Origin of the sequence: Micromonospora sp. NBS 11-29 (assembly GCF_002140155.1) — a bacterium.
Lineage (GTDB): Bacteria > Actinomycetota > Actinomycetes > Mycobacteriales > Micromonosporaceae > Micromonospora.
On the sequence record NZ_NAPR01000002.1, the window covers coordinates 54,529 to 78,002 of the forward strand.

22 protein-coding genes and 1 pseudogene are annotated in these 23,474 nt (G+C 72.9%); 17 read left to right on the plus strand and 6 right to left on the minus strand.

All coding sequences use genetic code 11. From position 1 onward, the window contains the following. The first annotated feature begins 64 nt into the window (after nucleotides 1-64). The 4 genes from mnhG to B1205_RS00270 all read left to right on the plus strand — a co-directional run bounded on the left by mnhG (nucleotide 65) and on the right by B1205_RS00270 (nucleotide 4,050). Nucleotides 65-385: a monovalent cation/H(+) antiporter subunit G gene (gene mnhG / locus B1205_RS00255; RefSeq protein ID WP_254909597.1), complete on the plus strand. Its 321-nt coding sequence runs from the start codon at nucleotides 65-67 to the stop codon at nucleotides 383-385. Between the two features lie 163 nt (nucleotides 386-548). Beyond that, entirely contained in the window at nucleotides 549-1,904 is a 1,356-nt protein-coding gene (locus tag B1205_RS00260) for a hemolysin family protein (RefSeq protein ID WP_089153768.1), read from the plus strand. Further along, on the plus strand, nucleotides 1,901-2,965 hold the full coding sequence (locus B1205_RS00265) for a hemolysin family protein (RefSeq protein WP_089153769.1): 1,065 nt from the start codon (nucleotides 1,901-1,903) through the stop codon (nucleotides 2,963-2,965). The genes B1205_RS00260 and B1205_RS00265 overlap by 4 nt, the downstream gene beginning before the upstream one ends. A gap of 125 nt (nucleotides 2,966-3,090) precedes the next feature. Further along, nucleotides 3,091-4,050, plus strand: a complete 960-nt coding sequence (locus tag B1205_RS00270; protein WP_089153770.1) for a sporulation protein — start codon at nucleotides 3,091-3,093, stop codon at nucleotides 4,048-4,050. Here B1205_RS00270 and B1205_RS00275 read toward each other — a convergent pair. Further along, nucleotides 3,993-5,207 (minus strand): annotated as a pseudogene (locus B1205_RS00275) (bifunctional pyridoxamine 5'-phosphate oxidase family protein/GNAT family N-acetyltransferase); the annotation flags it as partial. The gene B1205_RS00270 and the pseudogene B1205_RS00275 sit on opposite strands and share 58 nt — an antisense overlap. A 38-nt stretch (nucleotides 5,208-5,245) precedes the next feature. Here B1205_RS00275 and B1205_RS00280 point away from each other — a divergent pair. Both B1205_RS00280 and B1205_RS00285 read left to right on the plus strand, forming a co-directional pair. Further along, nucleotides 5,246-6,574, plus strand: coding sequence for an aminotransferase class I/II-fold pyridoxal phosphate-dependent enzyme (locus B1205_RS00280; RefSeq protein ID WP_089153771.1), 1,329 nt, complete (start codon nucleotides 5,246-5,248; stop codon nucleotides 6,572-6,574). Nucleotides 6,575-6,667: 93 nt separating this feature from the next. Further along, complete coding sequence (locus B1205_RS00285) at nucleotides 6,668-7,366, plus strand: UdgX family uracil-DNA binding protein (RefSeq protein WP_089153772.1); 699 nt, start codon at nucleotides 6,668-6,670, stop codon at nucleotides 7,364-7,366. A 262-nt stretch (nucleotides 7,367-7,628) separates the two neighbouring features. Here the strand turns inward: B1205_RS00285 and B1205_RS00290 are convergent, their stop codons facing one another. Beyond that, the gene (locus B1205_RS00290; protein WP_089153773.1) at nucleotides 7,629-8,276 is read right to left on the minus strand and encodes a 4a-hydroxytetrahydrobiopterin dehydratase; all 648 of its coding nucleotides are present in this window, start codon (nucleotides 8,274-8,276) and stop codon (nucleotides 7,629-7,631) included. A gap of 54 nt (nucleotides 8,277-8,330) precedes the next feature. Between B1205_RS00290 and B1205_RS00295 the strand changes: the two genes are divergently transcribed. The 8 genes from B1205_RS00295 (at nucleotide 8,331) to rny (ending at nucleotide 16,606) form a co-directional block, all read left to right on the plus strand. Beyond that, nucleotides 8,331-8,852: a hypothetical protein gene (locus B1205_RS00295; protein ID WP_140157951.1), complete on the plus strand. Its 522-nt coding sequence runs from the start codon at nucleotides 8,331-8,333 to the stop codon at nucleotides 8,850-8,852. A gap of 28 nt (nucleotides 8,853-8,880) precedes the next feature. Then, the gene (locus B1205_RS00300; RefSeq protein WP_089153775.1) at nucleotides 8,881-10,023 is read left to right on the plus strand and encodes an acyl-CoA dehydrogenase family protein; all 1,143 of its coding nucleotides are present in this window, start codon (nucleotides 8,881-8,883) and stop codon (nucleotides 10,021-10,023) included. Beyond that, a complete protein-coding gene (locus tag B1205_RS00305; protein WP_089153776.1) occupies nucleotides 10,020-11,294 on the plus strand; it encodes an MFS transporter in 1,275 nt (424 codons plus the stop codon). Before B1205_RS00300 ends, B1205_RS00305 begins: the two co-directional genes overlap by 4 nt. 4 nt (nucleotides 11,295-11,298) lie before the next feature. Then, nucleotides 11,299-11,499, plus strand: a complete 201-nt coding sequence (locus tag B1205_RS00310) for a DUF3046 domain-containing protein (RefSeq protein ID WP_018785963.1) — start codon at nucleotides 11,299-11,301, stop codon at nucleotides 11,497-11,499. Nucleotides 11,500-11,684: 185 nt separating this feature from the next. Further along, on the plus strand, nucleotides 11,685-12,659 hold the full coding sequence (gene recA, locus B1205_RS00315; RefSeq protein ID WP_089153777.1) for a recombinase RecA: 975 nt from the start codon (nucleotides 11,685-11,687) through the stop codon (nucleotides 12,657-12,659). Nucleotides 12,660-12,664: 5 nt separating this feature from the next. Further along, nucleotides 12,665-13,360 carry a regulatory protein RecX gene (locus B1205_RS00320; protein ID WP_089153778.1) on the plus strand — a complete coding sequence of 232 codons (696 nt, stop codon included), beginning with the start codon at nucleotides 12,665-12,667 and terminating at the stop codon, nucleotides 13,358-13,360. A gap of 170 nt (nucleotides 13,361-13,530) precedes the next feature. Beyond that, entirely contained in the window at nucleotides 13,531-14,238 is a 708-nt protein-coding gene (locus tag B1205_RS00325) for a 3-keto-5-aminohexanoate cleavage protein (RefSeq protein ID WP_089153779.1), read from the plus strand. Between the two features lie 601 nt (nucleotides 14,239-14,839). Continuing rightward, nucleotides 14,840-16,606, plus strand: coding sequence for a ribonuclease Y (rny, locus tag B1205_RS00330; RefSeq protein ID WP_089153780.1), 1,767 nt, complete (start codon nucleotides 14,840-14,842; stop codon nucleotides 16,604-16,606). A 133-nt stretch (nucleotides 16,607-16,739) separates the two neighbouring features. Here the strand turns inward: rny and B1205_RS00335 are convergent, their stop codons facing one another. The 4 genes from B1205_RS00335 to B1205_RS00350 form a co-directional block, all read right to left on the minus strand. Further along, nucleotides 16,740-17,615, minus strand: a complete 876-nt coding sequence (locus tag B1205_RS00335) for an amino acid ABC transporter permease (protein ID WP_089153781.1) — start codon at nucleotides 17,613-17,615, stop codon at nucleotides 16,740-16,742. Beyond that, nucleotides 17,615-18,289 carry an amino acid ABC transporter permease gene (locus B1205_RS00340; protein WP_089153782.1) on the minus strand — a complete coding sequence of 225 codons (675 nt, stop codon included), beginning with the start codon at nucleotides 18,287-18,289 and terminating at the stop codon, nucleotides 17,615-17,617. The genes B1205_RS00335 and B1205_RS00340 overlap by 1 nt, the downstream gene beginning before the upstream one ends. 79 nt (nucleotides 18,290-18,368) lie before the next feature. Then, nucleotides 18,369-19,238, minus strand: a complete 870-nt coding sequence (locus B1205_RS00345; protein WP_089153783.1) for a glutamate ABC transporter substrate-binding protein — start codon at nucleotides 19,236-19,238, stop codon at nucleotides 18,369-18,371. A gap of 51 nt (nucleotides 19,239-19,289) precedes the next feature. Then, a complete protein-coding gene (locus tag B1205_RS00350; protein ID WP_089153784.1) occupies nucleotides 19,290-20,045 on the minus strand; it encodes an amino acid ABC transporter ATP-binding protein in 756 nt (251 codons plus the stop codon). 199 nt (nucleotides 20,046-20,244) lie between these two features. Between B1205_RS00350 and selD the strand changes: the two genes are divergently transcribed. From selD to miaB, 3 genes are all read left to right on the plus strand, one after another. After that, entirely contained in the window at nucleotides 20,245-21,234 is a 990-nt protein-coding gene (gene selD / locus B1205_RS00355; RefSeq protein WP_089153927.1) for a selenide, water dikinase SelD, read from the plus strand. Nucleotides 21,235-21,437: 203 nt separating this feature from the next. After that, the gene (locus B1205_RS00360; RefSeq protein ID WP_089153785.1) at nucleotides 21,438-21,917 is read left to right on the plus strand and encodes a hypothetical protein; all 480 of its coding nucleotides are present in this window, start codon (nucleotides 21,438-21,440) and stop codon (nucleotides 21,915-21,917) included. A gap of 46 nt (nucleotides 21,918-21,963) precedes the next feature. Further along, on the plus strand, nucleotides 21,964-23,466 hold the full coding sequence (miaB, locus tag B1205_RS00365) for a tRNA (N6-isopentenyl adenosine(37)-C2)-methylthiotransferase MiaB (RefSeq protein ID WP_089153786.1): 1,503 nt from the start codon (nucleotides 21,964-21,966) through the stop codon (nucleotides 23,464-23,466). Nucleotides 23,467-23,474: the final 8 nt, after the last annotated feature.

Genomic DNA, 23,474 nt, shown 5'->3' on the forward strand with positions numbered 1-23,474 from the left:
CGCGAGGAGTGAGCCGGGTTTGCGAGCCCCGCAGTCGCGAACGGAAGGAGGTCCAGCGNNTGCGGTGGCGGACTGGGTGGGTGGGTTCCTGCTGCTGGCCGGCGCGTCGCTGAGCCTGGTCGCCGGCATCGGCCTGGTGCGCTTCCCGGACACGCTGGACCGGATGCACGCCGCGACCAAGCCGCAGGTGCTCGGCGTGCTGCTGCTCCTGGCCGGGTTGGCGCTGCGCCTGCGTACCCCGATGGATCTGGGCATGCTCGTGCTGGTGGCGATCTTCCAGCTCTCCACCGCGCCGGTCGCCGCGCAGATGATCGGGCGGGCCGCCTACCGGTCCGGCCGCATCGACCGGAGCCGGCTGGACGTGGACGAGCTGGCCGAACGTTGAACCGGACGAGCGGCGGGGTTCCGGGCACCTCCAGCGGACGTCCAGCGAGCACCGATAAAATGGCCCACATGATCGACTCTCCTGCCCCGGAGGGCAGCAGTAGCCGGCCGGGTCGTACCCGGCATCTCCCCGACCCGACGACCCCGGGAGCCCTGAACCTCCCGTGCTGATCCTCGTCGGTCTCCTTCTCATCATCGTGCTCACCGCCGCCACCGGTTACTTCGTGGCGCAGGAGTTCGGTTACGTCGCCGTCGACCGCGGCAAGCTCAAGCAGCTCGCCGACGACGGGGACCGCGCCGCCGCCCGCGCCCTGGAGGTGACCGGACGGCTCTCCTTCATGCTCTCCGGCGCCCAGCTCGGCATCACCGTGACCGCCCTGCTTGTCGGTTACGCCGCCGAGCCGTACCTGGGCGCCGGGCTGGCCGAGCTGCTCGGCGTCGCCGGTGTGTCCAGCGCGGTGGCGCTGCCGCTGTCGGTGGTGCTGGCCCTGGTCATCGCCACCGTGGTGCAGATGGTCCTGGGCGAGCTGGCCCCGAAGAACCTGGCCATCGCCCGGGCCGTGCCGCTCGCCCGGGCGCTGTCCCGGTCGACCCTGATCTACCTGCGGATCGCCGGCCCGGCGATCACGCTCTTCGACCGGGCCGCCGTGCGGCTGCTCCGCCGCGTCGGCATCGAGCCGATCGAGGAGCTGCCCAGCGGCGCCACCCCGGAGGACCTGGAACAGATCATCGCCGAGTCCCGCGAGGAGGGGCACCTCGACGCGGAGATGTCCGACCTGCTCGACCGGGGGCTCGACTTCCGTGAGCTGACCGCCGGGGAGGCCATGGTGCCCCGGGTCGACGTGCACACCGTACGGGCCGACGAGCCGGTCAGCCGGGTGGTCGAGATGCTCGACACCGGCCACTCGCGGTTCCCGGTGCGCGGCGCCGAGGGCGTCGACGACCTGATCGGCGTGGTCGGCATCGCCGACGTGCTGGGCGTGCCGCCGGCCGAGCGGTCGACCACCCGGATCGACGCGGTCGCCGTACCCCCGTTGCTGGTGCCGGAGACGCTGCCGCTGCCGACGGTGCTGGACCGGCTCCGCTCCGGGCACCGGCAGCTCGCCTGCGTGGTCGACGAGTACGGCGGGTTCGCCGGCGTGATCACGCTGGAGGATCTGGCCGAGGAGCTGGTCGGTCCGATCCGCGACGAGGACGACCCGCCGGACCGGGCACCGGCCCGGCAGGAGGACGGCTCCTGGGTGGTGCCGGCGCGCTGGCGGATCGACGAGGTCGCCGACAGCACCGGCATCGAGCTGCCCGAGGCGCCCGAGTACGACACGCTCTCCGGCCTGGTGATGCGGGAGTTGGGTCGGGTGCCCGAGGTCGGCGACCGACTGGAGATCGCGTCCGCCGGTGACGGCGACGAGCCGGCGGCCGGGTCCCGGGTGCTGGTCGAGGTGCTGGCCGTGGACCGGCACGTCGCCGACTCGGTGCGGCTGCGGCCGACCGCCGGCGTGTCCGGGGAGGGTGCGGCATGAGCCCCGGGTTCGCGCTCATCTTCTCCGGGGTGCTGCTGGCGCTCAACGGGTTCTTCGTGGCGGCCGAGTTCGCGCTGGTCGCCGCCAAGCGATACCGGCTGGAGCAGTCGGCGGCCCACGGTGGCCGGGCGGCCCGCGCGGCGCTGGACGGCGTCCGCGAGCTGAGCCTCATGCTGGCCGGCGCCCAGCTCGGCATCACGCTGTGCACGCTGGGCCTCGGCGCGTTGGCCGAGCCGGCCATCGAGCACCTGCTCAGCCCGCTGCTGCACGCGGTGGGCCTGCCCGACGCCGCCAGCCACGTCGTGGCCCTGGTGTTCGCGCTGGGCCTGGTGACGTTCCTGCACCTGGTGGTCGGCGAGATGGCGCCGAAGTCCTGGGCGATCACCGACGCGGAGCGCTCGGCGATGCTGCTGGCGCTGCCGTTCCGGGCCTTCGCCCGGATCGCCCGACCGGTGCTCTCCCTGCTCAACGGGCTGGCCAACGTGATGCTGCGGCTGGTCGGCGTGCAGCAGCAGGACCAGCTCGCCCAGGTGCACGGCCCGGACGAGCTGCGCATCCTGCTGGAGCAGTCCCGTGAGCACGGGCTGCTCGGCGCGGAGCAGCACCAGCTCCTGACCAGCATGCTGGAGTTGCAGGGCACCACCGTGGCCCAGGTGATGGAGCCGTTCGAGCGGATCGTCACGGTGGGCCGCGACGACACCGCCGAGCGGATCGAGCACGTCTCCCGGGACAGCGGCCGGTCCCGCCTCGCGGTGGTGGACAGCGGCGGCGAGGTGTGCGGCCTGGTCCACGTACGGGAGGCGGTGCGCGCGGTCACCACCGGCCGACCGGCGACCGCCGGGGAGCTGATGACCGCCGCGTTCACGCTGCCCGCCGAGGCTTCGGTGACCGAGGCGGTGGCCGCGATGCGGGGCCGGCAGGCCCAGCTCGCGCTGGTGCGCAACGGCGGCGGGCCGACCCGGCCGATCGGTTTCGTCGCGCTGGAGGACCTGTTGGAGGAGGTCATCGGCGAGTTCGACGACGAGACCGACCCGGTGCCGCGGGGCCGCCGGATGCGCTGATCGCTTCCTGATCGACACCGGTTCGGCGAGGTGGCGGTGTCCGGGCAACCGGGACACCGCCACCTCNNNCACGCCCGGCTGCCCGGCTCGCGCATGGCCCGGCGGGCAGCGGGAATGCCGCCGGCATGCGGTTGACCGGGGTGTCCCGGGAGTCCTTCTGGACCGGGCTCTCGGTGCGCACCACGCTGACCAATCCGAGCACCCGGCCCGGACTGCGGCTGCCGGGACGGGTGACGCTCGCCGCCGGGGCCGCCGACGTCGCGGTCCGGCATCTGCGGCTCGGACTGGTCGCCCAGGTCGAGCCGGAGGACCCGGGCTCGCCGCGCCGGCTCGTGCAGTACCACCGATGGCCGATCGCGGGTCGCTTCGTGGTGCCGGCCGGGCGGCGGCGGGCGGTCGACTTCGCCGTGCCGCTGCCGTGGGAGACGCCGGTGACCACGTTCGGCGGGGTGCCGTTGATGAGCCTGCGCACCGGGCTGCGGACCGAGGTGTCGGTCGACCCGGACCTGGACCAGGGGGAGATGGTGCCGGTCCTGGTCCACCCCCTGCCGGCCCAGCAGCACCTGTTCGCCGCGCTGGACACGCTCGGCTTCGTGATCCGGCAGGCGGGGCTCCAGCAGGGCCGCCTGCCCGGCGTGGACCAGACGCTGCCGTTCCAGCAACGGTTCGGGTTCTGGGCCGCGCCGCTCTACGCGGGGCCGATGACCGAGCTTGAGGTGATCATGCTGACCGACTCCGCCGGCATGGAGGTGCTGTTCTGGCTGGACCGGCGGCTCTCCCTCGCCGGGGTGACCCACCAGAGCATTAGCCGGTTCCGGGTCTGGCACGCCGGCACCGGGCAGCGGGACTGGGTGGCCACGGTGGACGGCTGGCTGCGGCACGCCATCGACCGGCACGCCGCGGCCGCCGCGCACGCCGACTGGTCGGCGCGGATCCGCGAGTCGGCGCACGTCAGCCGCCATCCCGACCGCCCCGTCGCACCGGGCGGCGGCTCCGACGGCGCGGCCGGCAGCGGAAGCGTCGGCGGCGGCGGAGGCGGCGGNGCGTGCCGTGCGGGCGGCCACTCCTCCGACAACATCGAGTAGAGCGCGGACTGACGCCAGGTGCCGTCGGCGCGACGCCGGTTGGACCGCAGCGTCCCCTCCCGCACCGCGCCGAGCCGCTCGATGGCCCGTTGGGACCGCTCGTTGAGCGTGCTGGTCTGCCACGTGACCCGGACCGCGTTCAACTCCTCGAAGGCGTGGGTGAGCAGCAGGAGCTTCGCCTCCGTGTTGATGCCGGTGCGCCACCACGGTCGGCCGAGCTGGGTGGAGCCGATCTCCACCGCCCGCAGGTCGGCGTCCGGCTCGTGGTAGGAGGTGGTGCCCACCACCGACCCGGTCGCCGCACAGCGCTGCACCCATGCCGTCCGGACGCCCCGCTGCCCGGCGTCGAGGGCGGCGCGGATCAGGTCGGCCATCCCGTCCACGGTCGTGGGGCGTGGGCTGCCGACGTACCGCCAGACCTCCTCGTCGTCGAGGGCGGCGTGCAACTCCTCGGCGTGCGAGAGGTCCAGCGGCTCCAGCACGACGTGCTCGCCGCGCAGCACCACCGGCGTGAGCCACGGCGACCGCACCGGCCGCAGGTACGCCGGCAGCGGCGCGGTGACCCCGTCGGCCGGCTCGGGGCGCCCCGGCGTGAGCCGCAGCGGCAGCACCCCGGCCCAGTACGGCAGGTGCTCGTCGGCCGGTTCGTCGTTGACCCCGCCGNTCCGTACCGAGACCTCGCGCAGCGGCAGCGCCAGCACCGCCGTCTCGGCCAGCTCACGGCGGTTCGGTGGCCGGCTGTCGGCGGAGCGGCCGACGGCCACCTTCTCGACCAGCGCGGTCAGCACGGCGGCCTTCTCCCGCGCGTCGGTGACCAGCCGGGCGGTGCCGTGCGCGACCAGGGACCGGTAGTTGGCGCTGTGGTGGAACTGGGAGCGGGCGTAGACCAGCCCGTCCAGGTGGGTGACCGCGACGCAGACCGGCAGCCCGGCCTCGCCCCGGGCGGCCAGCAGCGGCCGGCTGCCGGTCGACCCGTGCAGGTAGAGCGTGTCGTCGACGCGGACGTGCAGGGTGGGCAGGACCCGCGGCTCGCCGTCCACGACGAAGGCCATCGCGCAGTGGTACGCCTCGTCGAGCAGCGCGTGGGCGGTGGCGCGGTCGTAGTGCATCCGGTCCCGGGTGCGGGTGGCGGTGGTGCGTGCGGTCGGGGGGTACATGCGACATCCCACCTTTGTTCTAGTACAATCCCTGAATTGTGGCAGCACGTTATCAGATCAGCGGTTCCACGTCGGCCGCCATTTCGGCGAGCGTGGAATCCGGCATCCGCGCCGGCGACCTCGCCCCGGGCGACCCGCTGCCCGCCGTCCGGGCGCTCGCCGGCGAGCTGGGCGTCAGCCCGGCCACCGTCGCGAAGGCGTACCAGGTGCTTCGGCAGCGGGGCCTGGTCGCGACCGCCGGCCGGCACGGCACCCGGGTCCGCCCCCGCCCGCCGGTCGCCGCCCGCCGCGCCGCGCTGCTGCCCCCGCCACGGCCCGGCGTCCGTGACCTCTCCGGCGGCCAACCCGACCCCCGGCTGCTGCCCCCACTCGGGCCGCACCTGGCCGCACTCGCCGCCGACATCGGGCCCCCCACCGGGTACGCGAGCGTCGCCGTCCTGCCCGAACTGGCCGCCGTCGCCCGGGACCGGCTGGCCGCGGACGGGGTGCCCGCCACCGAGCTGACCGTCACCGGCGGCGCGTTGGACGGCATCGAGCGGCTGCTCGCCGCCCACCTGCGCCCCGGCGACGCGGTGGCGGTGGAAGACCCGGGCTGGGCCAACCTGCTCGACCTGGTCGCCGCGCTCGGGCTGCGCGCGGTCGGGGTGCCGGTCGACGACGAGGGCCCGTCCGAGCCCGGGGTCCGCGCGGCGCTGGCCGCCGGGGTCCGCGCGCTGATCGTGACCAGCCGGGCCCAGAACCCGACCGGGGCGGCCGTCTCCGCCGACCGGGCGGCGGCCCTGCGTACGCTGCTCGCCGGCCGGGCCGACCTGCTGCTGATCGAGGACGACCACGCCGCCGAACTGGCCCGCGTACCCCTGCACCCGCTCGCCGGGGTGACCCCGGCGTGGGCCTTCGTCCGGTCGGTGAGCAAGCCCTACGGGCCCGACCTGCGACTCGCCGTGCTCGCCGGAGACGAGGCGACGGTGGCCCGGGTGGCCGGCCGGGCACGGGTCGGCGCCGGTTGGGTCTCCACCGTGCTGCAACGCCTCGTGCTGTCGCTCTGGCGCGACCCGGCCACCGGTGACCTGGTGCGGCGCGCGGCGGGCAGCTACGACCGGCGGCGCGACGGGCTGGTGGCCGCGCTCGCCGCGCGGGGTGTCGCCGCATCCGGGCGGACCGGCATCAACGTCTGGGTGCCGGTGCCCGACGAGACGGTCGCGGTGACCGTCCTGCGCGACGCCGGCTGGTCGGTCGCCCCCGGCGGCCTCTACCGGATCGCCGCCACCCCCGCCGTCCGGATCACCGTCAGCCCGCTCGACGAGCCCGACCTGCCCGCACTCGCCGACGCCCTCACCCGCCCCGTGGAAGGAGGGGCCCCCTATTAACGCCTCCGGTATAGGAAGGGCCCCCGCTTAACACCCGACGAGCACGGCGGGCCGCTTCGCGTGGGTGGCGACGCACCGGGTAGAACGGTCGGCATGGCCGAAACCGACAGCGCACCCGGAGCGCAGGAGTTCATCCCGCCGCAGGCGGACACCATCGACGAGCTGCGCGCCGCGGCGGCCGGCTGCCAGGGCTGCGAGCTGCACCGGGACGCGACACAGACGGTCTTCGGCCGGGGCGACGAGCACGCCCGGATGGTCTTCGTCGGCGAGCAGCCCGGCGACGTCGAGGACCAGAAGGGGCTGCCGTTCGTCGGCCCGGCCGGCCGGCTGCTGCGCCGGGCCGTCGACGACGCCGGTCTCGACCCCGCGCAGATCTACCTCACGAACGCGGTCAAGCACTTTCGCTTCGAACGTCGCGGCCAGCGGCGCATCCACCAGACCCCGGACCGGGTGCACATCACCGCCTGCCGGCCCTGGCTGGTCGCCGAGTTCGCCCGGCTGCACCCGGAGATCGTGGTGGTGCTCGGCGCCACCGCCGCCAAGGCCCTGCTCGGCCCGACGTTCCGGGTGACCCGGCAGCGGGGCGAGTTGCTGCCCTGGCCGGCCGCCGCGCAACACCCGGAGGACTTCGCGCGGGTGCCGGTGGACCGGACCGGCACTGTCGCCGACGCGCCGACCACCCGGCTGCTCGCGACCATCCACCCGTCCGCCGTGCTACGTGCCGACAACCAGGACATCGCGTACGGGAGCCTGGTCGCCGACCTCAAGGTGGCCGCCGGTGCATTGAGCTGAGTCAGGGCGGACGCTGATCCTCGACCGCGCCGGCCCGTGCACGTCCCTGCTGCCCACCCCGGCCGGTCCTCCGACGCTGGCTGGAGCGCCATGGATGTCTGGAGCGGCCTGAGACACCCATAGCGTTCCACCCGCGGGCCGGGNGCGCGGAGGCACCCGCCGGGTGTGGGCGGATGACGTCGGCGCGGTCACGGACGCCAGGTGCCGCCCAGCGGCGGGCAGAGCCGCCGTTTCCGTGATTGCCGGCCCGCTGAGCGGGACGTCAGTCGCGGTTCTGCCAGGTGCAGAGGCAGACGCGGTTGCCGTCCGGGTCGGCGAGCACCCAGAAGTTCGGCGCCGCCTCGTCGCTGACCAGCGTGCCGCCGGCCGCCAACGCCGCCTCGATGCGCGATGCGACCTCGGCCGGATCCACCCAGACGTCCGGGTGCCAGCGCTGCCGGGGCTCGTCCCGGCCGGACCGCTGGAACCAGATCGTGGGCAGCACGCCGTCGGGGTCGCGTACCTCGTCGTCAGGGCCGGCGGGCCGCGTCCAGGCCAGGACCGCCCGCCAGAACGGCGCGACCGCCGCGTGCTCCGGGCTGTCCAGCGCGAGTTCCAGCCGGGACAGCCCGGCCGGCGACGGCGACAGGCCGGCGTCGGCGGCGAGCGCCGAGATCGTCCGGGCCAGCCGCAGGTCACGGCCGGTGACTCCGCCCGCGTCGTGCGACCAGAGCCGCACGTCCACGAAGGTGTAGCGCAGGTCCAGGTCGGGATGATGGTCGACCCGCTCGGCCTCCGCGCCGACTGCGGCCACCAGGGCCAGACCGGCGGCGAAATCGGGGGTACGGATGCGCGTGTGCAACGCCCCCAGCAGGTACGTCCACCCGTCCAGCCCGGCGTCGGCGATCTGTGCTCCGGTCAGCGTGCCCATCCCGCCATCCTCCACACCGGATTGCCCGCTCGTTCCCGGGGGTACCGCCCCGGCATGGCCGCCGACCGATTTCGCCTCTCCGTGACACAGCTCGGCTCACCCGGGCCGTACGTGGCGTTCATGCTCTTCGCGACGCTCCTCTGGCTGCCGCTGCGGCTCTGGGAGGAGCGGCACGGCTCCGCGCTGGTCGCGGTCGTCCGCGCCGGCCTGGGCGGGGTGATCTGGGGGATCCTCTTCACCTTCGTGATGAGCCGGTGGGGCACGAGCCACCGCACGGTCGCCGACGCGGAACGCGCCGCCGTCTGGCGGCTCACCGAGGTCGCGTTGCGTCGCGGCGAGCCGCCCGCCGACGAGGCGGAGCGGGCGGCGGTCACCGACGACCTGCCCGCGGTACGCCGGGGAGCGCTCTGGGGGGCCGGCGTGGGCACGCTGTTCCTCGGCGTGTTGATCGTGCTCGCCGTGCACGTCGGGTGGGAGACCAGCGCGATCGGGTTCGGGGTCATCCTGGTCGCGATGCTGGCCGAAGCCGCCCGTACCCGGCACCGGGAGCGCCGGCTGCGGGCGCGGCTGTGCTGACCGGGTGAGCGGTGCCAGACTGGCCGCCATGGAGCAGCACCTCTACCAGCCCGTCCACGACGAGTTCCGGGACCTGTGCCGCCGGTTCCTGGCCCGGGAGGCGGTCCCGCACCACGAGCGCTGGGAGGCCGACGGGATCGTCGACCGCGAGGTGTGGCGCAAGGCGGGCGCGGCCGGGCTGCTCGGCCCCGACGTCGACCCGGCGTACGGCGGCGGCGGTCAGCGCGACTTCCGGTTCAACGCGGTCCTCGACGAGGAGATCGTCGCGGCCGGTTGCACCGGGCTGGGGTTCGGGTTGCACAACGACGTGGTCGCGCCGTACCTGACCGAGCTGACCACCGACGAGCAGCGCGCGCGGTGGCTGCCGGGCTTCTGCTCCGGCGACCTGGTCACCGCGATCGCGATGAGCGAGCCGGGCGCGGGCAGCGACCTGGCCGGCATCCGCACCAGCGCGGTCCGCGACGGCGACACCCTGGTGCTCAACGGCCAGAAGACGTTCATCACCAACGGCGAGTTGGCCGACCTCGTGCTGGTGGTGGTCAAGACCGCGCCGGAGCAGGGCGCGCACGGGGTGAGCCTGGTGGCGGTGGAGAGCGGCACGCCGGGCTTCACCCGGGGCCGCCGGCTGGCCAAGGTCGGCCTGAAGGCCAACGACACCGCCGAGTTGTTCTTCGACGACTGCCGGGTGCCGGCGGAGAACCTGATCGGCACCGAGAACCACGGCTTCTACCATCTGATGGCCAACCTGCCCCGGGAGCGGCTGAGCATCGCGGTCGCCGCGGTGGCGGCCGGCGAGAAGCTGCTCGCGCTGACGTTGGAGTACGCCCGCTCCCGGGAGGCGTTCGGCCGGCCGATCGGAGCGTTCCAACACAACCGGTTCCTCCTGGCCGAGCTGGACACCGAGGTCACCATCGCGCGGACGTTCGTGAACCACTGCGTCGCGGAGTTCGACGCGGGCCGGCTCTCGGTGACCGACGCGGCGAAGGCCAAGTGGTGGACCACCGAGTTGCAGACCAAGGTGGCCGACCGGTGCGTGCAGCTGCACGGCGGCTACGGCTTCATGCTGGAGCACCCGGTGGCGAAGGCGTGGCTGGACAGCCGGGTGCAGACCATCTACGGCGGCACCACCGAGATCATGAAGGAGATCATCGGTCGGGGGCTGGGCCTGTGAACGCCACGTCCACCGGCCTGACCGCACCGGCCCCGGCCCGGCTCGACGTCGCCGGCATCCAGCGGCGTACCGTCCGGCTGCTCTGCCTCACCCAGATCATCGGCGGCATCGGCGTCACCATCGGCATCTCGGTCGGCGCGCTGCTCGCCGCCCGGGTCGCCGGCACCGCCCTGGCCGGGCTGGCACAGAGCGCCGGCGTGGTCGGCGCGGCACTGCTCGCCGTGCCGGTGACCCGGCTGATGACGGCCCGCGGGCGGCGTCCCGGCCTGGTCTGCGCGTACCTGGTCGGTGCGGTCGGCGGCGTGCTGGTGACGGTCGCCGCCGTGACCCACCTGGTGCCGTTGCTCTTCCTCGGCATGCTGCTGTTCGGCGGCGGCACGGCGGCCAACCTCCAGTCCCGCTACACGGCCGTCGACCTGGCCGAGCCGGCCCGCCGGGGCCGCCAGTTGTCGCTGGTCGTGTGGGCCACCACCATCGGCTCGGTGGCGGCGCCGAACTTCGCCGCGCTCGCCGACGACACCACCCGGGGCTGGGGCCTGCCGGCGCTGGCCGGCCCGTTCGCGTTCAGCGCCGTCGCGTTCGTGCTGGCTGCCGCCGTACTCCTGGTCCTGCTCCGGCCCGACCCGCTGCTCACCGCGCGCCGGCTGGCGGCGGCCGTGGCGGGCGGCCCCGACGCGGCGGTCACCCGCNTACGCGGCCGGCCGGCCGCCCGCCTCGGCGTCGCCGCGGTCGCGGTGGGGCACCTGGTGATGGTCGCGGTGATGTCGATGACCCCGGTGTACCTCGACGAGTGGCACTCCGACGCGGACGTGCTGGGCGTGGTCGGCGTCGTGCTCAGCCTGCACATCGCCGGGATGTACGCGCTCTCGCCGGTGACCGGTTGGCTCACCGACCGGCTGGGCCGGCGGCCGGTGATCCTGGGTGGGACGGCGATGCTGCTGGCCGCGTGCGCGGTCGCCGGCACCGCCGGGCACCACACACCGCCGCTCTCGGTGGGGCTGGTGCTGCTCGGGCTGGGCTGGTCGGGCACCATGGTGGCGGGCTCGACGCTGCTGTCGGAGTCGGTGCCCGCCGCCGACCGGCCGGCGGTCCAGGGCCTGTCCGACCTGCTCATGGGGCTGGCCGGGGCGGGCGCGGCGGCGGCGAGCGGGTTCGTCATGCGGGCCGTGGGGTACCCGACGCTCACCCTGTTGGCGGCGATCGCGCTGGTGCCGCTGGTGGCGCTGGCGCTGCGGCGTCCCGGCGGGGACGCCCTCGACGAGGAGGACTGAACAGGTGCGGCTGACCGACTTCTGGACGCGGCTGGAGGAGGCGTTCGGGCCGGGCTACGCGGCCAGCATCGCCAGCGACCAGGTGCTGTCGCAGCTCGGCGGGCGGACCGTCGAGCAGGCGCTCGCGGCCGGTGAGGAAACGCACGTGGTGTGGCGCGCGGTGGTGGCCGCGTATCCCGACCGGGTGCCCGCGCGACTACGCTGAGCAGCCTTTTCGCCGGTTCCGCGTGTCGCTTGCCCAGTCGTACACCTGTTCGGCTATTGTCCACAGCGGGGTGCTTGTCCACAGCTCACGGCCCGTCGGCTGGTTTTCTGTCGGACCCAGCGCCTAGCGTGTCCCGCGTGACGCGAAGCTCAGGAAAGACGCCGGCGAAGGCAGGGGTGGCAACGATGGCGGCAGGTCCTGACCGGGAGAAGGCGCTAGACCTTGCTCTCGCTCAGATCGACAAGCAGTTCGGCAAGGGTTCGGTGATGCGGCTGGGGGAGCGGCCCGTCGTGCNCGTCGAGATCTACGGTCCGGAGTCCAGCGGTAAGACCACGGTCGCGCTGCACGCGGTCGCCAACGCCCAGCGGGCCGGCGGCATCGCCGCGTTCATCGACGCCGAGCACGCGCTCGACCCGGAGTACGCGCGAGCCCTCGGCGTCGACACCGACGCCCTGCTGGTCTCCCAGCCGGACACCGGCGAGCAGGCGCTGGAGATCGCCGACATGCTGGTCCGGTCCGGTGCGATCGACATCATCGTGATCGACTCGGTCGCCGCGCTGGTGCCGCGTGCCGAGATCGAGGGCGAGATGGGCGACAGCCACGTGGGTCTCCAGGCCCGGCTGATGAGCCAGGCGCTGCGGAAGATCACCGGTGTGCTCAACAACACCGGCACCACCGCCATCTTCATCAACCAGCTCCGAGAGAAGATCGGCGTCATGTTCGGCAGTCCGGAGACCACCACCGGTGGCCGGGCGCTGAAGTTCTACGCCTCGGTCCGGCTCGACGTGCGGCGCATCGAGAGCCTCAAGGACGGCACCGACGTGGTCGGCAACCGCACCCGGGTCAAGGTCGTGAAGAACAAGGTCGCCGCGCCGTTCAAGCAGGCCGAGTTCGACATCATGTACGGCAAGGGCATCTCCCGCGAGGGCTCGCTGATCGACGTGGGCGTGGAGCAGGCGATCATCCGCAAGTCCGGCGCCTGGTACACCTACGACGGCGACCAGCTCGGCCAGGGCAAGGAGAAGGCGCGCGAGTTCCTCCGGGAGAACCCGGACGTGGCGGCCGAGATCGAGAAGAAGATCCTGGAGAAGCTCGGCGTCGGCACCGGTGGGGCCGGCGACGCCGCCGGTGGTCCGGAGCTGCCGCCGGTCGACTTCTGATCCGCGTGGCAGGACGACGTGCCCGTACGGGACGGGGCTGGGATGCCAGTCCGTCCCGTACGGGCGACGCCACCGGCACGCCGCCCCAGCCCCGCCGTGGGCGCCGTGCTCGCCCGGCGGAGCCCGAATCGGGGGAGACCCCGGCTCCGCCCCGCGACGAGGCCGAGGTGGCCCGCGAGATCTGTCTACGGCAGCTCGCGACGCGGCCGCGCACCCGTGCCGAGCTGGCCGGCGCGCTGGCCCGGCGGGGCATCTCCGAGGAGGTCGCCGAGCAGGTCCTCGACCGTTACGACGAGGTCGGCCTCGTGGACGACGCTGCCTTCGCCCGGGCCTGGGTGAGCAGCCGGCACACCGGCCGTGGGCTGGCTCGCCGGGCACTCGCCAACGAGTTGCGCCAGCGTGGCGTCGACGGCGAGGTGGCCGGTGCCGCCCTGGACGGGCTCGACGAGGAGACCGAGGCGGAGACCGCCCGGGTCCTGGTGGAGCGGAAGCTGCGCACCGCCCGGGGTGAGCCCGACGCGGTGTTCCGGCGTCTGGTCGGCATGCTGGCCCGCAAGGGCTACCCGGCCGGCGTGGCGATCCGGGCGGTGAAGGACGCACTCGCCGCGCAGAGCGCCGAGGCGGCCGAGTTCGCCGAGCACATCGACGCCGACGCGCTGGCCGACGCGGAAACGGACCTCGACCCCCGCCGGCTCGACTGACAGATGTGCGGCCGGTGCTGAACCAGTACGCCGATGTGGCGGTATCCAGCGCGCCGCAACCCGCCACGTCGGCGAACTGCCGTCGCTCGCCAGCCTCCACCCTCGGTCGGCGGTGCCGGACCGTGGCGAGTCGTGGTGGGCGGGACCATGGCTGAAGGGAGCACGTACCGATGTTGAAGGCGTGCCTGAACGGTGGGCGACGGCGCGACGAGCACGCCGCCGTGCCGCTCACCCCCGCCGAGTTGGCCGCCGACGCGACCCGCTGCGCGGCCGCCGGGGTGGCGGCGGTGCACGCCCACCCGCGCGACGACGCCGGCGACGAATCCCTCGACCCGGCCGTGATCGCGGCGGCGGTCACCGCGATCCGGGCCGCCCGCCCCGGCCTGCCGGTCGGGGTGAGCACCGGCGCCTGGATCGTCCCCGACCCGGCCGAGCGGGTGGCCGCCGTCCGCGCCTGGACGGTGCTGCCCGACTTCGCCTCGGTCAACGCCCACGAACCCGGTGCGGCTGCCGTCGCGGCGGCGCTGCACGACCGCGGCGTGATGGTCGAGGCCGGGATCTGGACGGAATCGGCGGTCGACGCCTGGCGTCGGTGGCCGGTGCCCACCGGGCGGGTGCTCGTCGAGTGCATGGCCGAACCGGCGGAGGCGGCCCTTGCCGAGGCGACCGCGATCCTCGCGGTGTTACCCGATGGGTGTCCGCCGGTGCTGCTGCACGGCGAAGGTCCGGCCACCTGGCCGGTGTTCGCGGAGGCGGTCCGTCGTGGGCTGCACACGCGGATCGGCTTGGAGGACACGCTCCTGCTGCCGGACGGCAGCCCGGCACCGGACAACGCCACCCTGGTCGCCGCCGCCCGCGACGTGGAGCGTCGATCATGAAGTTGGCGGTGCTGTCAGCCCGTGACACCACGGTCAACCTCATGATCGACGCCGAGGTGCCGTCCTTGCTCCCTCGGGAGTCGGCGCGGGGAGATCAGGGAGAGCGAGGTTTGGGCCTGTCTGCCCGGCATGTTCCCACCACTCTGTGACGGATCAACTTCTCTCCGTCCGGGTGGTTTGATCATGACTCCTTGACCGAACGGCCCCTCGCGACCTAGCCTCGCCATACAGGCTCACTTTGCCCGACCAGCGCAGGCTAAGCGCACAACATAGAACGCGTAACAGAACAGCATCACTTTGGCCAGCTTCACCGGCCCTTGACGGCAGCTCCGGACCCGTCCGGAGCGTCCGACAACTGCAACCGGCCGCCGGCGGTGCCCAACGAGGGGCAGCGCCGACGGAAAGCTGTCCGCAGCCAGCCGCTCCGGTCGGGCGTCCAGAGTCGCAGGCGCGTGCCTTTCGCGCGTGTCCTGCGGCGCCGACGTTCAGGGGAGGCGGCCATGGCGCGGCGGCACAGGTTCACCGGCGGTCTGCCACACGGTCCCGGCCGCTCCTGCGCGGCGCATGTCGGCGGCTCGGCGTACCGGGGCGAGGCCGCGGCATGAGCGCCTTCGACGTCGTCCTCCTCCTGGTCGTCCTGCTGCTCGTCGTGGTGGTGGTCGGCGCCGTGCTGTTCGGCGTGCGTACCCTCAAGCGGCTCAGCCTGGCGCCACCGCCGGAGGACCCGGCCTTCATCGCGGAGAAGGACCGGCAGGAGCAGTCCCTGGCCGCGCTGCGCACCGCCGCCGACGAGGCGAACAGCACCATCGACGTGGCGAAGTCGGCGGCCGCCGCGGCCCGCGCGGAGGCCGCCGCCGCGAAGGCGGAAGCGAAGGCCGCCCGGGCGGAGGCCCGGCGGGTGCTCGACGACGCCCGCGCCGAGGCCGACACCGTGCTGGAACGCGCGCACAAGCAGGCCGAGGCGGACGCCGAGCAGTTGCGCACCACCGCGCGGCGCAGCGGCGAGCGGGAGGTGGCGGTGCTCGCCGCCACCACCCGGGAGCAGGCCGCCGAGGTCGAGCGGCGGGCGGCCCGGATGGACGAGCGGGAACGGCTGCACACCGAGGAGGTGGAACGGCTGGCGGAGCGGGAGCGGCAGCTCACCGCCGCCACCGCGGCGCTCGCCGCCCGGGAGACCGCGCTGGCCGAACGGGAGCGGGCGCTGACCGAGGTGGAGGAGCAGCGTCGGCGCGAGCTGGAGCGGGTGGCCGGGCTGACCGCCGACGCGGCGCGTCTCGAACTGGTCGACTCGATCGAGGGGCAGGCCAAGCGCGAGGCCGCACTGCTGGTCCGGGAGATCGAGGCCGACGCGCGGGGCACCGCCGAACAGCGTGCCCGGCACATCGTGGTCGACGCCATCCAGCGGGTGGCCAGCGAGCAGACCGCAGAGAGCGTGGTCAGCGTGCTGCACCTGCCCGGCGACGAGATGAAGGGGCGGATCATCGGCCGGGAGGGGCGCAACATCCGCGCCTTCGAGTCGGTGACCGGCGTCAACCTGATCATCGACGACACGCCCGAGGCGGTGCTGCTCTCCTGCTTCGACCCGGTACGTCGGGAGGTCGGCCGGCTCACCCTGGAGAAGCTGGTGCTGGACGGGCGCATCCACCCGCACCGGATCGAGGAGGTCTACGACCTGGCCCGGCAGGAGGTGGAGGAGTTGTGCCACCGGTCCGCCGAGGACGCGCTGGTCGAGGTGGGCATCACCGAGATCCACCCGGAACTGGTGACGTTGCTGGGCCGGCTGCGCTACCGGACCTCGTACGGGCAGAACGTGCTCAAGCACCTGGTCGAGACCGCGCACATCGCCGGCATCATGGCCGCCGAACTGCGGCTGGACGTGCCGACCATCAAGCGCTGCGCGTTCCTGCACGACATCGGCAAGGCGCTCACCCACGAGGTGGAGGGCAGCCACGCCATCATCGGCGCGGACCTGGCCCGCAAGTACGGCGAGAACGAGGACGTGGTGCACGCCATCGAGGCGCACCACAACGAGGTTCCGCCGCAGACCATCGAGGCGGTCCTCACCCAGGCGTCGGACGCCTGCTCGGGTGGGCGGCCCGGGGCGCGGCGGGAGAGCCTTGAGGCGTACGTCAAGCGGTTGGAGCGGATCGAGGAGATCGCGGCCGGCAAGCTCGGCGTGGAGAAGGTCTTCGCGATGCAGGCGGGCCGGGAGATCCGGGTGATGGTCAAGCCGGACGACGTCGACGACATCGGCGCGGCGGTGCTGGCCCGGGACGTGGCCAAGCAGATCGAGGAGGAGCTGACCTACCCGGGTCAGATCCGGGTGACCGTGGTGCGCGAGTCCCGGGTCACCGAGATCGCCCGCTGACGCCGAGGCCAGGGCGACGTCGCCCGGAGGAGCGCCTCGATCTTCCCGTTCCCACCACGATGCGGATCGCCACGCGTGGGGGTGGGGGCCGCTGTTGACCCCCACCCCCACGCGTCGNTGGACACCGCTGTCCTCAGCCCTGTGGTTCGGTCACCGTGGTGTCGTCTCGCGGTGCCGTGGCCTGCTTCGGAATCCGGAATGCCCGTCGCCGGGTACGCCGGTCCAACCAGTTCGCCAGCGTGGTCAACATCGAGTTGATGACGATGTAGATCATCGCCACCACGATCGCGGCGGCGACCACGTTCCCGCGGTTCGCGGACAGGTCGTTGACGCCTCGCTGGAGCAGTTCGGGGAAGGCCACGATGTAGCCGAGCGCCGTGTCCTTGAGCAGCACCACGAGTTGGCTGACGATCACGGGCAGCATGGCTCGGGCCGCCTGCGGCACCAGGATCAGCTGCATGACCTGGCTCTTGCGCATGCCCACGGCGTAGGCGGCCTCGGCCTGCCCCGTGGGAATCGAGCGGATGCCGGCGCGGAACGCCTCGGCCAGCACCGACCCGTTGTAGAGGGTGAGGCCGATGACCACGGACCAGAAGGCGGACACCGGCCCCTGGATCAGGAACGGCACGCCGTAGAAGATGAAGAAGATCATGATCAGCAGCGGTACGGCGCGGAAGAACTCCACGATCGCCCCGGCCGGAATCCGGACCCACCTGTGGTCGGAGAGCCGGCCGACCGCGAACAGGATGCCGAAGGTCAGCGACAGCACCATGCCGGTGACGGCGGCGAGCAGGGTCTGCCGCAGGCCGGGCCAGATGAACTGGGTCCAGGTGGACGCCTCGGTGAAGGGCTTCCAGAGGTCGCCCTCCCACTGCCCGGCCTGGTCGAACTTGGCGTAGACCCACCACAGCAGGGCGGCAAGCCCGACGCCGAAGACGACGCTGAGCACCGCGTTGCGCACTCGCGCCCGGGGGCCCGGGTGGTCGTAGAGAACGGTGCTGGTGCTCATCAGCGCTTCACCGCCAGTCGGTTGGCCAGCCAGCCGAAGAAGTAGCCGGTCGGAATGAGGAGCGCGGCGAAGGTGCCGGCGAACACCAGGAAGATCGGGATCACGGCGTCGCCGTTGTCGTTGATGAGCTGCTTCATCACGCTGGACGCCTCGATCAGGCCGATCGTGCCGACGATCGTCGCGTTCTTGCACAGCGCGATGAGCACACTGCCCAGCGGGGCGACCACGGCCCGACCGGCCTGCGGGAGCACCACGATCCGGAGGGTCTGGAAGAAGGTCAACCCGATCGCGCGGGCCGCCTCCGCCTGACCGGGCGGGACGGTGTTGATCCCGGACCGGACCGCCTCGCAGACGAACGCGGCGGTGTAGACCGACAGACCGACCACGCCGAGCCAGTAGTTGTTCTGGTCGAGGTCGTCGGAGAGGGTCAGCCCGAGCGTGGTGAAGAGGCCGAAGTAGCAGAAGAAGATGATCAGCGTCAGCGGCGTGTTGCGGAAGATGTTGACCCAGGCCGCGCCGAAGCCCCGCAGCACCGGCACCGGGGAGACCCGGAAGGCGGCGAGGAGCACGCCGAGTACCAGCGCGAGGACCGCCGACGAGCCGGTCAGCTTGAGGATCCAGAGAAAGCCCGACAGGTACGCGTCGAGGTTGGTCGGATCAGCGAATACGTGCATGCGTCGACTCCCGGGGCACGTCGTCGGCGTCGTGACAGCCCAGGGCCGGCACCCCGTGGGATGCCGGCCCTGGAACAGGTCAGACGCTGCCGCAGTTGGTCAGCTTCGTGGTGTCCAGCTCGGGCGCGGCCTTGCCGCTCTTGCCCAGGGTCGCGTCCCAGGCGGCCTTGTACGAGCCGTCCGAGGCGGCGGTCTTGAGAATCTCGTTGACCTTCTCGCAGCCGTCCTTATCGTCCTTCTTCAGGCCGATGCCGTAGGGCTCGCTGGAGAAGGGCTTGCCGACCACCTTGAACTTGCCGGCGTACTGGGACTGCGCCGCATAGCCGGCCAGGATGATGTCGTCGGTGGTCACCGCGTCGATCTTGCCGCTCTCCAGCAGCGGCAGGCACTTCGAGTACGAGTCGAACTGCTGGAGCTTGGCCTTCGGGTGCTCGGTCTGAATCCGCTTGGCGGGGGTCGAGCCGGTGACCGAGCAGACCGTCTTGCCGTCGAGCGCCTCCGGGCCGGCCAGCGTGGAGTCGGCCTTGACCAGCAGGTCCTGGCCGGCGATGAAGTACGGCCCAGCGAAGTTGATCTTCTGCTTGCGCTCGTCGTTGATGGTGTAGGTCGCCACCACCAGGTCGACGGTGCCCTGCTGGATGAAGGGCTCGCGGTTGGCCGAGACGGTGGTCTTCCACTCGATGTTGTTCGCGTCCACGCCCAGGCCCTTGGCCACGATCTTGGCGATCTCGACGTCGAATCCCTCGTACTGGCTGCCGGTCTGGATGCCGAGGCCGGGCTGGTCGGCCTTCACGCCGATGACCAGCTTCTTCTGGCTCTGCGCCTTGCCGACGATTCCCTTGGCCCCGCCGCTGCCGGAGCCGCCGCCGTCCCCGTCGCCGCCGCAGGCGCTCATGCCGAGTGCCAAGGTTGCCGCCGCGGCCACCGCCGCCACGCGCTTGTAACGCATACACATCTCCTTCTACGACGGAGCCGCCGGGAGCGGCCCCACTACGGACGCTCAGTGCGTGAGGATCTTGGAGAGGAAGTCCTTGGCCCGCTCGCTGCGCGGGTTCGCGAAGAACTCGGCCGGCGGCGCGTCCTCGACGAGCTTGCCGTCGGCCATGAAGATGACCCGGTTGGCGGCGTGCCGGGCGAAGCCCATCTCGTGCGTCACCACCACCATGGTCATGCCGTCGCGGGCCAGCGACGTCATCACGTCGAGCACCTCGCCGACCATCTCCGGGTCGAGGGCGCTGGTCGGCTCGTCGAAGAGCATCGCCTTGGGCTGCATGGCCAGCGCGCGGGCGATCGCCGCCCGCTGCTGCTGGCCGCCGGAGAGCTGGGCCGGGTACTTGTCCGCCTGGTTGGCGATGCCGACGCGGTCGAGCAGGGCCAGGCCGCGCTCGCGGGCGGCGGCCGGCTTCTCCTTGCGTACCTTGACCGGCCCGAGCGTGACGTTCTCCAGGATGGTCTTGTGCGCGAAGAGGTTGAACGACTGGAACACCATGCCGACCTCGCTGCGCAGCTTCGCCAGCGGCTTGCCCTCGGCGGGCAGCGCCTGCCCGTCGAAGGTGATGGTGCCGTTGTCGATCGGCTCCAGGCGGTTGATGGTGCGGCACAGCGTCGACTTGCCGGAGCCGGACGGGCCGATCACCACGACCACCTCGCCCCGACCGACGGAGAGGGACACGTCGTCGAGGACGTGCAGTGGGCCGAACCACTTGTTGACCCCGTCGAGCACGATCAGCGGGTCGCCCGTCGTCACGTCGTCCACCGTCCCTGTCGTCCGTGCCGGAACCGGGGGTCGGTCGACCCTCCGGTTGGGCAACTGTAGGCGGGGTGATGTGGCAGAACGCAAGCCGGATGGTCACGGAGCGGTAACACCATTCGCCGACGGGGCGGTGCGTCCGATTTCCGTCACCGGCGGCGGTGTCCGAGTGGCGGGGCGGCCCGGTCGCGCAGATCATAGGGTGATGACCGACGCGTTCCGGCTGACCGATCATGCCCGTGGCGGCGGCTGTGCCTGCAAGATCCCGCCCGGCGAGCTGGAGGCGATGGTCGCGGGCCTCGGTCCCAGCGCCGGCACCGCCGACCTGCTGGTCGGCCTGGAGAACGGCGACGACGCCGCGGTGGTCCGGCTGGACGAGCGGACCGGCCTGGTGACCACCGCCGACTTCTTCACCCCGGTGGTCGACGACGCGTACGACTGGGGCCGGATCGCCGCCGCCAACGCGCTCTCCGACGTGTACGCGATGGGCGGCACCCCGCTGGTCGCGCTGAACCTGCTCTGCTGGCCGCGCGAGGTGCTGCCGCTGGAGCTGGCCCGCGAGGTGCTGCGCGGCGGGCAGGACGTGGCGAACGAGGCCGGCTGTCACCTGGCCGGCGGGCACAGCGTCGACGACGACGGCCCGAAGTACGGTCTCGCGGTCACCGGGGTGGTCCGCCCGGAGGAGCTGATCACGCTGGACGCCGGCCGCGCCGGGCTGCCGCTGTCGCTGACCAAGCCGCTCGGCGTCGGCGTGCTCAACACCCGGCACAAGCAGACCGGGGAGCGGTTCACCGAGGCGGTCGAGTCGATGGCCCGGCTCAACCGGGACGCGGCCCGCGCCGCGGTGGCCGCCGGCGTCCGCTGCGGCACCGACGTGACCGGCTTCGGCCTGCTCGGGCACGCGTCGAAGCTGGCCCGGGCCAGTCGGCTCACCGTCGCGATCGACGCCGCCGCGGTGCCGTACCTTCCAGGCGCGCGGGAGGCGCTGCGTGACGGGTACGTCAGCGGCGGCACCCGGCGCAACCTGGACTGGGTGACGCCGTGGACCGACTTCGGCGGCGCCGACGAGGCCGAGCGGCTGTTGTTGGCCGACGCGCAGACCTCGGGCGGGCTGCTGGTCGCGGGCGAGGTGCCGGGCGGCACGGTGATCGGCGAGCTGCTGCCCGCCTCGGAGCACCTGATCCGGCTCCGCTGACCCGCCGCGTGGCGTGCTGCGGACACGGCACGATACCCGATAAACTGTCATCTTCCCGCTACTCAGGGCAACGTCGCCCAGGGAAATTTTGCCCGGAATGGTCACAGACCGGTAACTTGCCCCCGGCTGCGGTCAAATGCCCCCCACCATCGTGAGTGAGGCCCGATCCGGAGGCCGGTGGACGAGCACGGCGAGGAGGCGGCATGACCGAGCTGTGGAACTGGAGAATCGACGGCGGCGCGCCGGTGGAGGTCTATCCGGCGCTGGCCGAGGCGCTCGGCCGGGTGGTGATGCCCCTGGCCGTCGCCGACCCGGTCCGGCTCCCCGCGTACGCGGTGGTCTGCGACGTGTGGGAGGCGCCCGGGGCGTACGGCACCGTGGTCGACTGTTACGGCGTGCCCGAACGCCTGCCCGAGCTGCCCGCCATCGCGGCGCTGGCCCGGGTCCTGGGCCGCAACTGCCTGATGCGCGACGACACGCTCGACGCCGGGCGGCACCTGCTCGTCGCCCCGGACGGCACCATCCGGCCGGTGCATTTCGACGTGGTCGAGACCGACGACGGTGAGGTGCTCAGCGACCAGCGGCTCTGCACCCTGGCCGATCCCGGCTGCCGCGGCTGGTCGCGGTGCCACCGTTCCCGGTGGGCGCCGGACTCGGTCGCGCCGGCGCTCGCCGCCGCCTGACCGCCGACGGCACCACCCGGCTCCGTCCGGATACGCTGTCCGGGTCATGACTACCGCACCCGCGGGCGGCCCGCGCACCTACCAGGTGCGCACGTACGGCTGCCAGATGAACGTGCACGACTCCGAGCGCATCTCCGGGCTCCTGGAGGATGCCGGCTACGTGCGCGCCGCCGAGGCCGACGATCAGCCCGACGTGGTGGTGTTCAACACCTGCGCCGTGCGGGAGAACGCCGACAACCGGCTCTACGGCAACCTGGGCCATCTGCGCCCCGTCAAGGCGAAGCACCCCGGCATGCAGATCGCGGTCGGTGGCTGCCTGGCCCAGAAGGACCGCGGCGAGATCGTCCGTAGGGCGCCCTGGGTGGACGTGGTCTTCGGCACGCACAACATCGGCTCGCTGCCGGCGCTGCTGGACCGCTCCCGGCACAACACGGCCGCCGAGGTCGAGATCCTCGAATCGCTGGAGGTCTTCCCCTCCACGCTGCCGACCCGCCGCGAGTCGACGTACGCCGGTTGGGTCTCCATCTCGGTCGGTTGCAACAACACCTGCACGTTCTGCATCGTGCCCTCGCTGCGGGGCAAGGAGAAGGACCGCCGCCCCGGCGACGTCCTCTCCGAGGTGCGCGCGCTGGTCGACTCCGGCGTGCTGGAGGTGACCCTGCTCGGGCAGAACGTCAACTCCTACGGCGTGGAGTTCGGCGACCGGTACGCGTTCGGCAAGCTGCTGCGCGCCTGCGGGGACATCGACGGGCTGGAGCGGGTGCGGTTCACCAGCCCGCACCCGAAGGACTTCACCGACGACGTCATCGCCGCGATGGCCGAGACGCCCAACGTGTGCCACTCGCTGCACATGCCGTTGCAGTCCGGCTCCGACGACGTGCTGCGGGCGATGCGTCGCTCGTACCGGTCGGAGAAGTACCTCGGCATCATCTCGAAGGTCCGGGCGGCGATGCCGGACGCGGCGATCACCACGGACATCATCGTCGGTTTCCCCGGCGAGACCGAGGCCGACTTCGCCCGGACCCTCGACGTGGTCCGGGAGGCTCGGTTCTCCTCGGCGTTCACGTTCCAGTACTCGAAGCGCCCCGGCACCCCGGCCGCGACGATGGACGGGCAGCTGCCCAAGCAGGTCGTGCAGGAGCGGTACGAACGGTTGATCGCCTGCGTCGAGGAGATCACCTGGGCGGAGAACCGCAAGCTGGTCGGGGAGACCGTCGAGGTGCTGGTGGCCGTCGGCGAGGGGCGCAAGGACGAGCGCACCGGCCGGATGTCCGGTCGGGCCCGCGACGGCCGGCTGGTGCACTTCGCGACCGGCGAACTGGCCGGGCGGATCCGACCCGGCGACATCGTGCACACCGTCGTCACGTACGCCGCCCCGCACCACCTCAACGCCGACGGGGCGCCGCTGGCGCACCGGCGTACCCGGGCCGGTGACGCGGCCGAGGCGGGGCGTGCTCCGCGTACGCCCGGGGTGCTGCTCGGCCTGCCGACGGTCGGCGCGCCGACCGTGCCGCCCGCCCCCACCACCGGCGGTTGCGCCGTCCGCTGACCCCGCCC

What these genes read in the sequence shown, in the direction of transcription:
- B1205_RS00360 (WP_089153785.1), top strand. Translation starts at nt 21,438, where the DNA reads ATGACCGAGCTGTGGAACTGGAGAATCGACGGCGGCGCGCCGGTGGAG.
- B1205_RS00290 (WP_089153773.1), bottom strand. Translation starts at nt 8,276, where the DNA reads ATGGGCACGCTGACCGGAGCACAGATCGCCGACGCCGGGCTGGACGGG.
- B1205_RS00345 (WP_089153783.1), bottom strand. Translation starts at nt 19,238, where the DNA reads ATGCGTTACAAGCGCGTGGCGGCGGTGGCCGCGGCGGCAACCTTGGCA.
- B1205_RS00285 (WP_089153772.1), top strand. Translation starts at nt 6,668, where the DNA reads ATGGCCGAAACCGACAGCGCACCCGGAGCGCAGGAGTTCATCCCGCCG.
- B1205_RS00335 (WP_089153781.1), bottom strand. Translation starts at nt 17,615, where the DNA reads ATGAGCACCAGCACCGTTCTCTACGACCACCCGGGCCCCCGGGCGCGA.
- miaB (WP_089153786.1), top strand. Translation starts at nt 21,964, where the DNA reads ATGACTACCGCACCCGCGGGCGGCCCGCGCACCTACCAGGTGCGCACG.
- selD (WP_089153927.1), top strand. Translation starts at nt 20,245, where the DNA reads ATGACCGACGCGTTCCGGCTGACCGATCATGCCCGTGGCGGCGGCTGT.
- B1205_RS00325 (WP_089153779.1), top strand. Translation starts at nt 13,531, where the DNA reads ATGTTGAAGGCGTGCCTGAACGGTGGGCGACGGCGCGACGAGCACGCC.
- B1205_RS00265 (WP_089153769.1), top strand. Translation starts at nt 1,901, where the DNA reads ATGAGCCCCGGGTTCGCGCTCATCTTCTCCGGGGTGCTGCTGGCGCTC.
- B1205_RS00295 (WP_140157951.1), top strand. Translation starts at nt 8,331, where the DNA reads ATGGCCGCCGACCGATTTCGCCTCTCCGTGACACAGCTCGGCTCACCC.
- B1205_RS00300 (WP_089153775.1), top strand. Translation starts at nt 8,881, where the DNA reads ATGGAGCAGCACCTCTACCAGCCCGTCCACGACGAGTTCCGGGACCTG.
- rny (WP_089153780.1), top strand. Translation starts at nt 14,840, where the DNA reads ATGAGCGCCTTCGACGTCGTCCTCCTCCTGGTCGTCCTGCTGCTCGTC.
- B1205_RS00340 (WP_089153782.1), bottom strand. Translation starts at nt 18,289, where the DNA reads ATGCACGTATTCGCTGATCCGACCAACCTCGACGCGTACCTGTCGGGC.